The sequence below is a fragment of the Streptomyces sp. NPDC047014 genome (assembly GCF_040644195.1).
Lineage (GTDB): Bacteria > Actinomycetota > Actinomycetes > Streptomycetales > Streptomycetaceae > Streptomyces.
Genome location: NZ_JBEYVX010000034.1, coordinates 1 through 13,723 on the forward strand (window position 1 = coordinate 1; position 13,723 = coordinate 13,723).

The window sequence follows — 13,723 nt, forward strand, 5'->3', positions numbered from 1 at the left end:
GGGAGGCGGAGCGGGCCGCTTCGGTCTCCCAGGAGTGGCCGACGAGGAAGTAGGAGCAGATGCCCATGACCTCCCAGCCGACCAGCAGCACCGCCCTCGTACCGGCGCTGCTGGACGCCGCGCGGGCGCGTACGGATCTCCGGCCGCAGGCGCTGGCCCTGGCGGGGACGCGGGGGCTGTGGCTGGCCCGGATGAATCCGGACTGGCGCTTCGCGCTGCGCGGCGGGGCGGGCGGCGGGGAGCTGCCGGACGTGAGGGATCCGGCAGCGGTGGAACGGCTGTGGCAGGAGGGCCTGTTCGCGGAACGGGTGGCGCTGCTGGGCGCCGTACGGGCGCACGAGGCGGCGGCGGCTCCGCGGCTGCTGGCGACGACCTGGGCGAGCGAACGGGCCGAGGACCGGCTGATGTTCCTCGATTCGCTGCGGGCGGGGCTCTCGGAGGGGGACGAGCCCTTCCTGGAGGAGGCCCTCGGGGACCGCAGCCGCAATGTCCGCGCGACGGCGGCCGAGCTGCTGTCCGCACTGCCGCGGTCGGCGCTGGCGGGCCGGATGGCGCAGCGGGCGCTGGCCTGCGTGGGACCGGAGGGGGTGACCCCGCCGGCCGACTGCGACGCGGGGATGCTGCGCGACGGGGTGGTGAAGCGGCCGCCCGCCGGGCGGGGCGAACGGGCCTGGTGGCTCGGGCAGCTGGTGGAGGCCGCGCCGCTGTCGTGCTGGCGCGAGCGGTTCGGGGGGCTCGGGCCGGCGGAGATCGTGGCGCTGCCGGTGGCGGCGGCCGAGGGCTGGACGGAGGAGCTGCACGCGGCGTGGTGCCGGGCGGCGGTGCGGCAGCGGGACGCGGAGTGGTCGCGGGCCCTGCTCGGCCCGCCGTCGGCCCCGCCGGCCGCAGGGCCGGGGACGGCCTCGCTCGCGGAGCGGGCGAAGCTGCTGGAGTCCTTGCCGGACGGGGAACGGGCCGAGTGGGTGGCGGAGTTCGTCCGCGCCCACGGGCTGTCGGAGGCGTTCCAGCTGCTCGGGGTGTGCGTGGTGCCCTGGGCGGGGGCGCTGGGGCGCGCGGTGGTGGACGCGCTGGACACCGCGCGGGACGCGGGGAGTTACCCGTGGAGTTTCAGCGGGGTGATGGGCCTGGCCGAGCGCTGCCTCGACCCCGCGGAGGCGGGCCGCCTGGAGGCCCTGACCGCGGCCGCGGAGAACCCGCCGGACGGCTCCGCGGGCGCCGCGTCCTACTGGACGGAGGCTTTCCAGCGCCTCTCGGCCACCCTCCACCTCCGCGCCACGATGCTGGCGGAGCTGTCCCCGCCGGCTTCATGACCGGGCCCGCACCACGGATCCCGGGGGGGGGGGGAGTGCGGGGCGCTGCCCGGCGCCCCCAGGAATCCGGCGGGGTCCTGCGGAGAACGCCGGAGTCCGCCGGAGTCCGCTGGCGTGCGGCGAAGTCCGGCGGCGTGCGGCGGAGTCCGCCGGAGTATGCGGCTACTGGCGGACGTGGGTGTTGACCCAGTCGACGATGGCCGTGGTCGTCGCGCCCGGGGTGAAGATCTCCGCCACGCCCTTCTCCTTGAGCGGGGCGATGTCGTCCTCCGGGATGATCCCGCCGCCGAAGACCTTGATGTCCTCCGCGTCGCGCTCCTTCAGGAGCTCCAGCACGCGCACGAACAGCGTGTTGTGCGCGCCCGAGAGGATCGACAGGCCGATCGCGTCGGCGTCCTCCTGGATCGCGGTGTCCACGATCTGCTCGGGGGTCTGGTGGAGGCCGGTGTAGATGACCTCCATACCCGCGTCCCGCAGCGCCCGCGCGATCACCTTGGCCCCGCGGTCGTGGCCGTCGAGACCCGGCTTGGCCACCACCACACGGATCGGACCGGTCACACCCATCGCACTGCCTCCCGAGTGAACGAACGTTAAGTACAGCATCGCGCACGCCACCGTTTCGCGGTCAATCACGAGGGGGAAATCACACGTGGGACGGCATTGCGCCACCGTGCCGACAGCCGCACGGCACGGTGGCGCGGCGCCCGGGGTCCCGCGAGGCTCAGGGGAGGCCGTCGATGGGGCTGCTCATACCGATGGTCGTACCCGCCACCCTCCCCCGGTCCGGCGCCGCGCTGCGGGCCGGCGCGCTGGAGATCGTGGTGCTCGGCGGGCACCTCCTCCTCTACGCCACCGGCATGCTCCAGGAGCGGCCCGCGGCCCCGCGCCCCTCCGCCGGCCGCCGCCCGCCCGCGCTCCTCCTCCACGGCTTCACCGACAACCGCTCCGTCTTCGTCCTGCTGCGCCGCGCCCTCGGCGCGGACGGCCTGCGGCACGTGGAAGCGTACAACTACTCGCCCCTCACCCTCGACCTGCGGGTCGCCGCCCGCCATCTCGCCCGGCGTGTCGAGGAGCTGTGCGAGCGCACCGGGCAGGACCGTGTGGACCTCGTCGGGCACAGCCTGGGCGGGCTCGTCGGCCGGTACTACGTGCAGCGCCTCGGCGGCGACGCCCGCGTGCGCACCCTCGTCACCCTCGGCACCCCCCATTCCGGTACACGGGCCGCCCCCTTCATGGACGCGCACCCGCTCGTCCGGCAACTGCGCCCGGGCTCCGAGGTGCTCACCGAGCTGGCGGCACCGGCGCCCGGCTGTGCCACGCGATGCGTGGCGTTCTGGAGCGAGTTCGACACGCTCATGTCCCCCGTCGGCACGGCCCGGATCGAACACGCCGACTTACGCGCGGAGAACGTGCAGGTCACCGGGATCGGACATCTCGCGCTGCCCCGGCACCCCGCCGTCATCGCGGCGGTGCGGCGCGCCCTGGACGGCCCCGGATCGCTCGCCTCCGCCGCCGCGGACACCGCTTCCGTCGCCTAGTCGCCCGGCCACACCCAGTCGAACTAATTTCGAACTCAAGGCCAAGGCTGCGTCTTTCGGCGACCGAATGGCGGCTGAATGCCCGGTTCCGGAGATCTGGGGACCCGGCGAAGATTGTCGAGCGGAGTGACCGCCGGGTACAGTCACGCCACTGCTCTCCTCCGGTGAACGTCGAGTTCCCGGCCACCCAGGCCCCACTGCCGAGGCGAAAGAGAAGTTGGTGAACGACCGCCCCACGTCGGGCCAGTACCCGGATGCCGGGTATGACGGCCTTTCCACCACCGCTTTCGCAGGCGAGTCGCCCTATGTTTCCTATGAAACGCAGGGCCATGGCGTCAACTACGCGGCCTACGGCTCCTATGAGACCGGCGCGTACGACACCACCGCCTGGACCGCGCACGAGGCTTACCCCGGCACGATCCCCTCCCAGTCCGTCTCCGAGGACACCACCGGAGCCTGGGACGCGAACGCCTGGAACACCGCGAACGCCGCGAACGGCGACATGTCCGGCTACGCCGCGTACGGGACGGCCTCCTTCGGCTACGACACCTCCGCCGAGCAGACCGGCCACTGGGCGATGCCGGGCTTCGGCACCACCGGCACCGAGACCGGCGCCTACGACGCCACCGCCTGGAACACCGTCACCGCGGACCCGGCCCCGGCCGAGGCGCCCGGCCTGACGGACACCCCGGACTACGGCTACGGATACCCGCAGCCCCATTCGCAGCCTCAGCCGCACTCGCAGTCACAGCCGCACGAGTACGCCTACGAGGCCACCGTCGTCGCCGGCATGGAGCCGGTCCACGCCGACCCCGAGGCCGTGGCCCTCGCGTACAGCGAGACCGCCGTCTTCGAGGTGCTCACCGACGGCACCGACAACACCCCCGGCCCGGACGCCCAGAGCTACGCGCCGACCGAGATGTTCGAACTGCCCGAGGTCCACGCCCTGCACGGCGTCCACGACATGCCCACCCAGGCCATGCCCGTCACCGCCGCCGGCCCGCGCTCGGCACGCCGTACCGCCGCCAAGGGCAACGCCAAGTCCGCCACGGGCAAGGCCACCAAGGCCGCCGCGGCCACTTCGGCCGCTTCCGCCGCCTCGGGCACCGCCGCCAAGGCGGCCGGGAGCCGTCGGCGTAGCCCGGCCAAGCGCTCCGCCCTGCTCACCGTCGCCGTCCCCTCCGCCTGCGTGATGGGCGTGGCGGGTGTCGCGGCCGCCTCCGTCGGCGGTCTCACCGGCACGGAGAAGCCGGCCGAGGAGACCACCACGATGGCCGCGCCCGACCCGGCCTCGGTGAAGCCGGTCGCGGCGAACACCAAGCTCGACACCCAACTGGTCGCGCTCAGCGCCGACGCGGGCGACTTCGCGGACCGCGCGAGCCGCACGCAGGAGCGCATCGACCTGCGCGAACGCCAGGAAGAGGAAAAGAAGAAAAAGGCCGAGGAGGCCGCGGCCAAGGAGGCCGCCCGCCCCAAGTTCGCGATCCCGGTCGCGCAGCACGGCCTCAGCGCCAGCTTCGGCCAGGCCGGCGGCATGTGGATGTCGGTGCACACCGGCATCGACTTCCCCGTCTCCTACGGCACCCCGGTCATGGCGGCCACCGACGGCACCGTGCGCACGCAGTACAACAGCGCCTACGGGAACATGGCCATAGTGACCGCCCCCGACGGCACCGAGACCTGGTACTGCCACCTCAGCTCCACCAAGATCCGCGGCGGCAAGGTCAAGGCGGGCGAGGTCATCGCCTACTCGGGCAACTCCGGCAACTCCACCGGCCCGCACCTGCACTTCGAGGTCCGGCCCGGCGGCGGCTCCGCGATCGACCCGCTGGCCTGGCTGCGCACCAAGGGCCTCGACCCGCGCTAACGGCCACCACGACCCGAACCACTCCACGCATGCCCGGCAGCGAGACCGCTGCCGGGCATTTGCATACCGGCGGGCGGCTCCCTCAGAGCTTCTGCACCGGCGCGTACCGCAGCAGCAGCCGCTTGGGCTTCTCGTCCCCGAAGTCGATGGTGGCCTGCGCGTCCGCACCGGCCCCCTTGACCTCGGTCACCGTGCCCAGCCCGAACTGGTCGTGCGTGACCCGGTCCCCCACCGACAGCGCGATGACCGGCTTGTCGGAGGCCCGCCGCGTCGCGAACCCGGACGGGCCCGACTTCGTACGCGCCGAGGACAGGAACGCCTCGGGCGAGGTGCCGAAGGACGAGCGGCCGCCGCCGGTCCCCGAGCCGTAGCCCGAGCCGCGCACCGGACCGGCCGGCTTCTGCGCGGCGCCCGTGCGCTTCCACCGCAGGTACTGGTCCGGGATCTCCTCCAGGAACCGCGACGGCGGGTTGTACGAGGGCGTGCCCCAGGCGCTGCGCATGCTCGACCGGGTCAGGTACAGCCGCTCGCGGGCCCGCGTGATGCCGACGTAGGCGAGGCGGCGCTCCTCCTCCAGCTCCTTGGTCTGGCCCAGCGCGCGCATGTGCGGGAAGACCCCGTCCTCCATGCCGGTCAGGAAGACCACCGGGAACTCCAGGCCCTTGGCGGTGTGCAGGGTCATCAGGGTGATGACGCCGGAGCCGTCCTCGTCCTCGTCGGGGATCTGGTCGGAGTCGGCCACGAGGGCGACCTGCTCCAGGAACTCGGCCAGGGTCCCGGGACCGGCCGGAGCCGCGCCCTCCGGTGCCTCGGCCGCCGCGGCCTCGCGGCCCTGCTCGAACTCCAGCGCCACCGCCGCGAGTTCCTGCAGGTTCTCGATACGGGTCTCGTCCTGCGGGTCGGTCGACGCCTGGAGCTCGGCCAGATAGCCCGTGCGCTCCAGGACCGCCTCCAGCACCACCGCCGGGCCGGCGCCCGAGTCGACGATGGTGCGCAGCTCCTCCATGAGGACGTTGAACCGCTTCACGGCGTTGGTGGAGCGGGCGGCCATGCCGAACGCCTCGTCCACGCGGCGCAGCGCCTGCGGGAAGGTGATCTTCTCGCGCTGCGCGAGCGCGTCGATCATCGCCTCGGCGCGCTCCCCGATGCCGCGCTTGGGGACGTTCAGGATGCGGCGCAGCGGGACGTTGTCCTCGGGGTTCGCGAGGACGCGCAGGTACGCGAGGACGTCGCGGACCTCCTTGCGCTCGTAGAAGCGGACGCCGCCGACGACCTTGTAGGGCAGGCCGACCCGGATGAAGATCTCCTCGAACACACGGGACTGCGCGTTGGTCCGGTAGAAGATCGCGACATCGCCCGCCTTGGCGTCCCCGGCGTCGGTGAGCCGGTCGATCTCGTCCGCGACGAACTGGGCCTCGTCGTGCTCGGTGTCCGCGACGTAGCCGGTGATCCCCGCGCCGGTGCCCGCCTCGGTCCACAGGTTCTTGGCGCGGCGGTTCTCGTTGCGCTCGATGACGGCGTTGGCGGCGGAGAGGATCGTCTGGGTGGAGCGGTAGTTCTGCTCCAGCAGGATCGTCGTCGCGTCCTTGTAGTCCTCCTCGAACTGGAGGATGTTGCGGATGGTCGCGCCGCGGAAGGCGTAGATCGACTGGTCGGCGTCACCCACCACGCACAGCTCGGCCGGCGGCAGGTCCGGGTAGCCGGTGCCGACCAGCTCGCGGACCAGGGTGTACTGCGCGTGGTTGGTGTCCTGGTACTCGTCGACAAGGACGTGGCGGAAGCGGCGGCGGTAGTGCTCGGCCACGTCCGGAAACGCCTGGAGGAGGTGGACGGTGGTCATGATGATGTCGTCGAAGTCGAGCGCGTTGGCCTCGCGCAGCCGCCCCTGGTACATCGCGTACGCCTGGGCGAGGGTCTTCTCGAATCCGTCGGCGGCCTGACCGGCGAAGGCGTCCTCGTCTATGAGCTCGTTCTTGAGGTTCGAGATCTTGGCGCTGAACGACTTCGGCGGGAACTTCTTCGGGTCGAGGTCCAGGTCCCGGCAGACCAGCGCCATCAGGCGCTTGGAGTCGGCCGCGTCGTAGATCGAGAAGGAGGAGGTGAAGCCGAGCCGCTTGGACTCGCGGCGCAGGATGCGGACGCACGCGCTGTGGAAGGTGGAGACCCACATGGCGTTCGCGCGCGGGCCGACCAGGCCCTCGACGCGTTCCTTCATCTCGCCCGCGGCCTTGTTGGTGAAGGTGATCGCGAGGATCTGGCCGGGGTGGACGTTCCGCGCGGCCAGCAGGTGGCCGATGCGGTGGGTCAGCACCCGGGTCTTGCCGGAGCCGGCTCCGGCCACGATGAGCAGCGGGGTGCCCGCGTGAACCACGGCCGCGGCCTGCTGCTCGTTGAGCCCGTCGAGGAGGGCCGCCGGGTCGATGACGGGCTTGGGGGCGCCGTCCCGGTAGTACGCGTCCCCGCTCATGGGCGCGTCGAAGCGGCCCCCGAAGAGGTCGTCGGCACCCGCCTCCGGGGCGGGGTGCTCCTCGGGCGGCGGGGGGACCTCGTCGGAGGGGGTGAGGTCCGCCAGGAAGCTGTCGTCAAAGAGGCTGCTCATCGCAATCCGAGTCTAGGGGGCGGGACCGACAGGCCAGGACGAGTTCCAGGAGACCGGGGAAACGGATCTCCAGGTCCTCGCGGCGCAGCGCGAGGTAGAGCTTGCGGCCCTGGGGGCGCTGGCAGATGACCCCGCTCTCACGGAGCGTCCGCAGGTGGTGCGTGACGCTCGAACGGGGCAGGTCGGGGACGACCTCGCCGCAGAAGGTCTCCTCGCCCGAGGCCAGCTTGCGGACGATCTCCAGCCGGACGGGGTGCCCGAGCGCGGCGAGCACCTCGGCCAGGTCGAGCCGGTCGGCGGCGGGGTGCGCGGGTTCGGCGGAGGCGGCGGCAGGCATGCCCCCACTGTACGCAGTTCTCGTACGGACATTGCCGGACCGTACGAAGATCTCGTACAGTCCGACCGTACGAGATCTTCGTACGGTCACCCCGCCCGCGGAAGGACTCCCATGCCCGGCACCACCACCACCCCGGCCAACGTCAGCGCCACCACCGCGCCCACCGGCCTCGGACCGCTCGACGACGCCTCGCTCGCCGCCTCCCTCGACGGCGGCTTCAGCAGCCACCACGCCGAGGTCAACGGGACACGGCTGCACTACGTCGACAATGCCGACAATGCCGACAACGGTGCCGGCGGCGACCCCACCGCGCCTCCCCTCGTCCTGCTCGGCGGCTGGCCGCAGACCTGGTGGCAGTTCCACAAGGTGATGCCGGCCCTGGCCCGCCGGTACCGGGTCATCGCCGTGGACCTGCGCGGCATGGGCGGCTCGGCCAAACCGGAGGGCGGCTACGACAAGCGGACGATGGCCGCCGACATCCGGGCCCTGCTCACCCACCTCGGAGTGGAGCGGGCGCACCTCGTCGGCCACGACATCGGCGCGATGGTGGCCTACGCCTTCGCCGCCGACCACCCCGAGGCCACCGGCCGCGTCGTGCTCCTCGACGTCGCGCACCCCGACGAGGACTGGGCCCGGATGCCGCTGCTGCCCCGCCCCGGCGCCCACCACCTGTGGTGGTTCGCCTTCAACCAGGTGCACGGCCTGCCCGAGCAACTGCTCGCCGGCCGCTACCACCTCCTGCTGGACTGGCTCTTCTCCCAGGCCGCCGCCGACCCCGGCACCATCGACGCCCGCTCCCGCGCCGTCTACGCCCGCGCCTACGACTCCGCCGAGGCGATCCGCTCCGGCAACGACTGGTACCGCGCCTTCCCCCAGGACATCGCCGACCTCGTCGGCCGCGCCGCCCCCGTGGACGCCCCGCTGCTCGCCCTCGGCGGCGAGTACAGCAATTACGAGGTGCTGCGCGAGAGCGTCCCGGCCCTGGGCACCGACACCCGGGTGGTCCGCGTCGACGGCGCCGGGCACTACCTCCCGGAGGAACGGCCGGAGGCCGTCACGGCGGAGCTGCTGCGCTTCCTCGGGTGAGTGCCGCGGGGGCGGGGGCCCGGTCGGGGGCGGCCGGGAGGGGGTCCGTACGCTCGACGCCATGAGCGTCCTGATCCACGTTTTCGTCGGCCTTCACATCATCGGCATCGCCTCGCTGCTCGGCGGTTTCCTCACCCAGATGAAGGCGATGGGCGCCGGCACCGCCCGCTTCGTGCCCGCCATGCTGCACGGCGCGCTGACCATGCTCGTCACGGGCGTCCTGCTCGTGGGCTTCCGCGAGATGGACGGCGGGACGGTCAACAACATCAAGATCGGTGTGAAGCTGGCGATCCTCTTCGTGATCCTCGCCCTCGTCTACGTCAAGCGCGACGAGGAGCGGGTGGAGAAGGGGATCTTCGCCGCGGTCGGCGGACTGACCGTGGTCAATATCTTTATCGCCGTCCTCTGGACCTGATCTCCAGCGGTCCGGGCCGGACATCTCCGGTCGCATCGGAACACTTGCGATCATCCCGTCATCCGCCCGTTACCTTCCGGTCTAGCGTCCTCCTCCGAGCCCCCGAGCCCCGACCGGGCCCGGCAGAGGAAAGGACGTGAGGCCCTGGTGGCCAGTCACCGAAAGCCCAGGCAGCGCCCGCTCTCCGGCGGCACGGTACGCACCGCCGCCACCCTCGCCCTCGCGGGCGCTGCCACCGCCACCGCCCTCGAAGGCACCTCCCAGGCCGACCCCCGGCCCACCGCCGCGCAGATCACCTCGGAGGTGGACCGGCTCTACGAGGAGGCCGAGGCGGCGACCGAGCGGTACAACGGGGCGAAGGAGCGGGCCGACGAGGCCGAGCGCTCCCTGACGGGCCTGCGCGAGGAGACCGCCCGCAGGACCGAGCAGCTGAACACCGCCCGCAGCGCGCTCGGCACCCTCGCCGCCTCCCAGTACCGCAGCGGCTCCCTGGGCACGGCCATGCAGCTCGCGCTCGCCGAGGACCCGCAGGAGTACCTGGCCCAGGCGGCCTTCATCTCCCGCGCCGGGGAGCGCAACGCCGCCGGGATCAGCACCGTACGCCGCCGGCTGGACGAGGTCGGGAAACTGCGCGAGCAGGCGTCCGGCCGCCTCGACGAGCTGCGCGCCCGCCAGGACGAGCTGGCCCGGCACAAGACCGAGATCGAGCAGAAGCTGGACACCGCGAAGCGGCTGCTGGCCAGGCTCACCGCCGAGGAACGCGCCGCGTACGAGGCCCAGGCCCCCGGCGGTACCACCCCGGGCAGCGCCGCCTCCGCCACCGCCACCCGCGCGGCCACCGCTGCCCCGGCCCCCGCCGACGGCTCCCGCGCCGCCCGCGCCGTGGCCTTCGCGTACGGGGCGATCGGCAAGCCGTACGTCTGGGGCGCGACCGGGCCCGGCTCCTACGACTGCTCGGGCCTCACCCAGGCGGCCTGGCGCGCGGCCGGGGTGGGCCTGCCCCGCACCACCTACACCCAGATCAACGCCGGCCGGCGCGTCTCCCGCGACCAGCTCGCCCCCGGTGACCTGGTGTTCTTCTACTCCGGGGTGACCCACGTCGGCCTCTACGTCGGCAACGGCCAGATGGTCCACGCCCCGCGCCCCGGCTCCACGGTCCGCCTGGCCCCGATCGACTCGATGCCCTGGGCGGGGGCCTCCCGTCCCGCGTGAGGCAGCCCTCGCAACCGCCCGGAAGCGCCCGGCACCCGCCCGGAGCCGCTACGGCGCCTTGACCACGCCGCTCAGCCAGCCGAAGGTCTGCGGCAGCTGCTTCGACCACGATTCGAGGTTGTGGCCGCCGGTGACCTTCTCCGCGTGCACCGCCGTCGGCTTCTGCGCGATCCCCTTGAGGTCCATGCCGGACAGGTAGCCGTCCTGTTCGGCGCCGGACAGCCACAGCGAGACGGCGGGCGGGGCCGGCTGCGCCTTGAGCAGGGTTTTCAGGTTGTGGGCGGTCCGCGTCTGCGGGTCCTGGGCGACCAGCGAGGTCGGCTCCTGGCCGGGGTCGTTGTAGCCGGAGAGGGAGACGGCCGCGCTGTAGCGGTCAGGGTGGAGGATGGCCAGTTTGGCGGCGCAGTATGCACCCGCCGAATAGCCGGCCACACCCCAGGTACGGGCCTCGTCCGAGGCGCGGAAGTTGTCCACGACCATCTTGCGGACGTCGACGCTGAACCAGCTGTCCGCGTTGACCTTGCCCGGGAGGTTGGCGCAGCCGGTGTCGCCGTTGCCGAGCAGCATGGCGCGCGGCGAGACCAGGATGAACGGCTGGACCTTGCCGCTCTTCATCAGCGGCTCCAGCACCTCGTGCGCCTTGAGCCCCTGGAACCAGGACTTGCCGGTGCCCGGGATGCCGGGGATCAGCTCGACCACCGGGAACTTCTTGTCCTTGAAGGCGGGGTCGTCGTACTGCGGCGGCAGCCACACCAGGACGTCGCCCTTGACCCCGGATATCTTCCCGTCGAGCTCGGTCTTGCGTACCCGGCCGCCCAGCCCCTCGACCGGCTGGAACTCCTGCTTCACCTTCGGCGCCTCGGCGGCCTTCTTGCCGCCGAGCCCGTCGGGGCCGAGGTCGGGGGCCGCGGTGACATACGTACCGGTGCCGAGCAGGTCACCCCACGAGTTGTAGAAGTGCTCGGACCTGTTGACCGCGACGAACACCACGGCGACGGCTGTGACCTGGGCGAACACCACCATCAGGAAGCGCAGGACGGTGCGCACGGCGGCGGGGCCGCGCACCTTGCTCCACAGGGCGAGGGGCAGGATGACGGCGATCGCGGTCAGCGCGATCACCGTGGCGAAGAAGGGGGTCCCGGTCAGGCTCATCACGCCACCGAAGAGGGCGGCCGACCGGGCCCCGGTTGCCGCACCGACCTGCGGTTTCGGTCACACCGCAGGCCACGCCGCAGGCCGCACCGCGAGCGGCCCCGCGGTCAGACCAGCCTGCGCGCCGTCGCCCAGCGGGTCAGCTCGTGACGGTTCGACAGCTGGAGCTTGCGCAGCACCGCCGAGACGTGCGACTCCACCGTCTTCACCGAGATGAACAGCTGCTTGGCGATCTCCTTGTACGCGTAGCCGCGCGCGATCAGCCGCAGTACCTCGCGCTCGCGCTGGGTCAGCCGGTCCAGGTCCTCGTCCACCGGGGGCGCGTCGGTGGAGGCGAAGGCGTCGAGCACGAAGCCCGCCAGCCGCGGCGAGAACACCGCGTCCCCCTCCTGCACCCGGAAGACGGAGTCCACCAGGTCGGTGCCCGTGATGGTCTTGGTGACATACCCGCGCGCCCCGCCCCGGATCACCCCGATGACATCCTCCGCCGCGTCCGACACCGACAGCGCCAGGAACCGCACCGGCTGCTCGGCCGCCGCCATCAGCGGGGCGCAGCGCCGCAGCACCTCGACCCCGCCGCCGCCCGGCAGGTGCACGTCGAGCAGGACCACCTCGGGCCGGGTGGCCGTGATCACCGTGACGGCCTGGTCCACGTCGGCCGCCTCACCGACGACCTCCACGCCGGTCCGGGCCGTCTCCCCGATCTCGGCCTGCACACCCGTGCGGAACATCCGGTGGTCGTCGACGAGCACCACCCGGACCCGCCGCGTCGTCCCCGCGCCTGTGTTCTCTCCGGCCTCGGTCATGCCGTGTTCGCCGCCCTCTCCATCTCCAGCTCGACTTCCGTGCCGCCGTCGGGCGCGGACCGCAGTCGTGCCGTCCCGCCGTTGCGCTGCATCCGGCCGATGATCGATTCTCGTACGCCCATGCGGTCGTCGGGTACCGCGTCGATGTCGAAGCCCGGCCCCCGGTCCCGTACGGACACGAAGACGGTCTGCCCCTCCACCTCCGCGTACACCTGCACCGGCCCTCCCTCGCCACCGTACTTGGCGGCGTTGACCATCGCCTCGCGCGCGGCCTGGATCTGCGCGCCCAGCTTCTCGTCCAGCGGGCAGTCACCGACCACGACCACCTCGATGGGCACCCCGTGGTGGTCCTCGACCTCCGCCGCGGTCTTCTTCACGGCCTCCGCGAGGGTGGCCGGCTCCTCCGCCTCGTCCTTGCCGGTGCCCTCGGGCTTGTACAGCCAGTTGCGCAGCTCCCGCTCCTGGGCGCGGGCGAGCCGGCGGACCTCGCCCGCGTCCTCCGCGTTGCGCTGGATCAGGGTGAGGGTGTGCAGGACGGAGTCGTGCACATGGGCGGCGACCTCGGCGCGCTCCTGGGCGCGGATGCGCATCAGGCGTTCCTCGGAGAGGTCCTGGGTCATCCGGATCAGCCAGGGCCCCGCGAGCAGGGCGATGCCGACGAGCACGGCGAGGGTGGCGGTGAGGACGTTGCCGAGCTGCGCGGCGGAGCCCCGTACGACGATGAAGACGGTGAGGCCCACCCCGACCAGCGCGACCCCGGCGAGCGCGCGGGCCGCCTGGAAGAGCCGCCCGTGCCGCCCGGAGGCCGTGCGCCAGTGGTCCCGGCGGGCGTTGTCGGCCTGCCGCCATACGAGCACCACCCCGGCCCCGACCAGCAGCGTCGGCCATACGTAGCGGCCGGAGGCGCCGCCGAGCTGGACCTTGGAGATGAAGATGCCCGCGCCGACGAACAGGGCGATCAGCGCGGTGATCTGCCCGCTGTCGGGCTTGCGCAGCCGGCGGGTGCCGTCGGGCAGGGTCTCGAAGAAGGAGCGGTGCCCGGCGCGCCCGCCGACACCGAGCGGTACGAACACCCAGAACGCGGCGTACAGCAGGACACCGAGGCCGTCGCCCCACAGGAAGAGCAGCAGGAAGGCCAGCCGCACCCAGCCCACGGGCAGCCCGAGGTGCCCGGCGAGCCCGCGCGCCACACCGCCGAGCATGCGGCCGTCGGCGCTCCGGTAGAGCTTGCGCTGCGGCGGCTCGTCGGTGTCCGGGGCGTGCGGGGTGCGGGGCGCGGCGGCAACGGGCATGCCACCAAGGTTCACACGCGCGGCGGCGGCCCGGCATCAGGGCATCCCCCCAGTTCCGCCCCGGAGATATCAGGGTTGTCCCAGGGTCGGGGCCCGATGCGGGTCCCGG

At 72.7% G+C, this 13,723-nt stretch carries 11 protein-coding genes and 1 pseudogene; 6 read left to right on the forward strand and 6 right to left on the reverse strand.

Annotation, left to right across the window (positions count from 1 at the left end):
- Positions 1-92: 92 nt before the first annotated feature.
- A pseudogene (locus tag ABZ873_RS19540) lies at positions 93-1,310 on the forward strand (DUF5691 domain-containing protein); the annotation flags it as partial.
- A 162-nt stretch (positions 1,311-1,472) separates the two neighbouring features.
- Here the strand turns inward: ABZ873_RS19540 and ABZ873_RS19545 are convergent.
- Positions 1,473-1,874, reverse strand: coding sequence for a cobalamin B12-binding domain-containing protein (locus ABZ873_RS19545; RefSeq protein ID WP_360873258.1), 402 nt, complete (start codon positions 1,872-1,874; stop codon positions 1,473-1,475).
- Between the two features lie 173 nt (positions 1,875-2,047).
- On the opposite strand from ABZ873_RS19545, the gene ABZ873_RS19550 reads away from it, so the two are divergent.
- Both ABZ873_RS19550 and ABZ873_RS19555 read left to right on the forward strand, forming a co-directional pair.
- Positions 2,048-2,848: an alpha/beta fold hydrolase gene (locus tag ABZ873_RS19550; protein WP_360873261.1), complete on the forward strand. Its 801-nt coding sequence runs from the start codon at positions 2,048-2,050 to the stop codon at positions 2,846-2,848.
- Positions 2,849-3,068: 220 nt separating this feature from the next.
- Positions 3,069-4,715 (forward strand): M23 family metallopeptidase, encoded by a 1,647-nt coding sequence (locus ABZ873_RS19555; protein WP_360873264.1) that lies wholly within the window; start codon positions 3,069-3,071, stop codon positions 4,713-4,715.
- An 82-nt stretch (positions 4,716-4,797) separates the two neighbouring features.
- Here the strand turns inward: ABZ873_RS19555 and pcrA are convergent, their stop codons facing one another.
- Together pcrA and ABZ873_RS19565 are read right to left on the reverse strand one after the other, a co-directional pair.
- Positions 4,798-7,314 (reverse strand): DNA helicase PcrA, encoded by a 2,517-nt coding sequence (gene pcrA, locus ABZ873_RS19560; RefSeq protein WP_360873267.1) that lies wholly within the window; start codon positions 7,312-7,314, stop codon positions 4,798-4,800.
- On the reverse strand, positions 7,298-7,651 hold the full coding sequence (locus ABZ873_RS19565) for a helix-turn-helix domain-containing protein (RefSeq protein WP_360873269.1): 354 nt from the start codon (positions 7,649-7,651) through the stop codon (positions 7,298-7,300). Before ABZ873_RS19565 ends, pcrA begins: the two co-directional genes overlap by 17 nt.
- Positions 7,652-7,762: 111 nt before the next feature.
- Here ABZ873_RS19565 and ABZ873_RS19570 point away from each other — a divergent pair, with 111 nt between their 5' ends.
- From ABZ873_RS19570 to ABZ873_RS19580, 3 genes are all read left to right on the forward strand, one after another.
- Positions 7,763-8,737 carry an alpha/beta hydrolase gene (locus ABZ873_RS19570; protein WP_360873272.1) on the forward strand — a complete coding sequence of 325 codons (975 nt, stop codon included), beginning with the start codon at positions 7,763-7,765 and terminating at the stop codon, positions 8,735-8,737.
- 61 nt (positions 8,738-8,798) lie between these two features.
- Positions 8,799-9,152, forward strand: coding sequence for a hypothetical protein (locus ABZ873_RS19575; RefSeq protein WP_360873275.1), 354 nt, complete (start codon positions 8,799-8,801; stop codon positions 9,150-9,152).
- A 147-nt stretch (positions 9,153-9,299) separates the two neighbouring features.
- Entirely contained in the window at positions 9,300-10,364 is a 1,065-nt protein-coding gene (locus ABZ873_RS19580; protein ID WP_360873278.1) for an NlpC/P60 family protein, read from the forward strand.
- A gap of 48 nt (positions 10,365-10,412) precedes the next feature.
- On the opposite strand, the gene ABZ873_RS19585 is transcribed toward ABZ873_RS19580, so the two are convergent.
- The 3 genes from ABZ873_RS19585 to ABZ873_RS19595 all read right to left on the reverse strand — a co-directional run bounded on the left by ABZ873_RS19585 (position 10,413) and on the right by ABZ873_RS19595 (position 13,614).
- Positions 10,413-11,516, reverse strand: coding sequence for an alpha/beta hydrolase-fold protein (locus ABZ873_RS19585; protein WP_360873282.1), 1,104 nt, complete (start codon positions 11,514-11,516; stop codon positions 10,413-10,415).
- Positions 11,517-11,623: 107 nt separating this feature from the next.
- Positions 11,624-12,322 (reverse strand): response regulator transcription factor, encoded by a 699-nt coding sequence (locus ABZ873_RS19590; protein ID WP_360873285.1) that lies wholly within the window; start codon positions 12,320-12,322, stop codon positions 11,624-11,626.
- Positions 12,319-13,614: a PspC domain-containing protein gene (locus ABZ873_RS19595; protein WP_360873287.1), complete on the reverse strand. Its 1,296-nt coding sequence runs from the start codon at positions 13,612-13,614 to the stop codon at positions 12,319-12,321. The genes ABZ873_RS19590 and ABZ873_RS19595 overlap by 4 nt, the downstream gene beginning before the upstream one ends.
- Positions 13,615-13,723 lie beyond the last annotated feature (109 nt).

Excerpts from the sequence above, each read along its gene's own strand:
- ABZ873_RS19590 (WP_360873285.1), bottom strand. The coding sequence starts at position 12,322 with ATGACCGAGGCCGGAGAGAACACAGGCGCGGGGACGACGCGGCGGGTC.
- ABZ873_RS19595 (WP_360873287.1), bottom strand. The coding sequence starts at position 13,614 with ATGCCCGTTGCCGCCGCGCCCCGCACCCCGCACGCCCCGGACACCGAC.
- ABZ873_RS19550 (WP_360873261.1), top strand. The coding sequence starts at position 2,048 with ATGGGGCTGCTCATACCGATGGTCGTACCCGCCACCCTCCCCCGGTCC.
- ABZ873_RS19545 (WP_360873258.1), bottom strand. The coding sequence starts at position 1,874 with ATGGGTGTGACCGGTCCGATCCGTGTGGTGGTGGCCAAGCCGGGTCTC.
- ABZ873_RS19585 (WP_360873282.1), bottom strand. The coding sequence starts at position 11,516 with ATGAGCCTGACCGGGACCCCCTTCTTCGCCACGGTGATCGCGCTGACC.
- pcrA (WP_360873267.1), bottom strand. The coding sequence starts at position 7,314 with ATGAGCAGCCTCTTTGACGACAGCTTCCTGGCGGACCTCACCCCCTCC.
- ABZ873_RS19565 (WP_360873269.1), bottom strand. The coding sequence starts at position 7,651 with ATGCCTGCCGCCGCCTCCGCCGAACCCGCGCACCCCGCCGCCGACCGG.
- ABZ873_RS19570 (WP_360873272.1), top strand. The coding sequence starts at position 7,763 with ATGCCCGGCACCACCACCACCCCGGCCAACGTCAGCGCCACCACCGCG.
- ABZ873_RS19575 (WP_360873275.1), top strand. The coding sequence starts at position 8,799 with ATGAGCGTCCTGATCCACGTTTTCGTCGGCCTTCACATCATCGGCATC.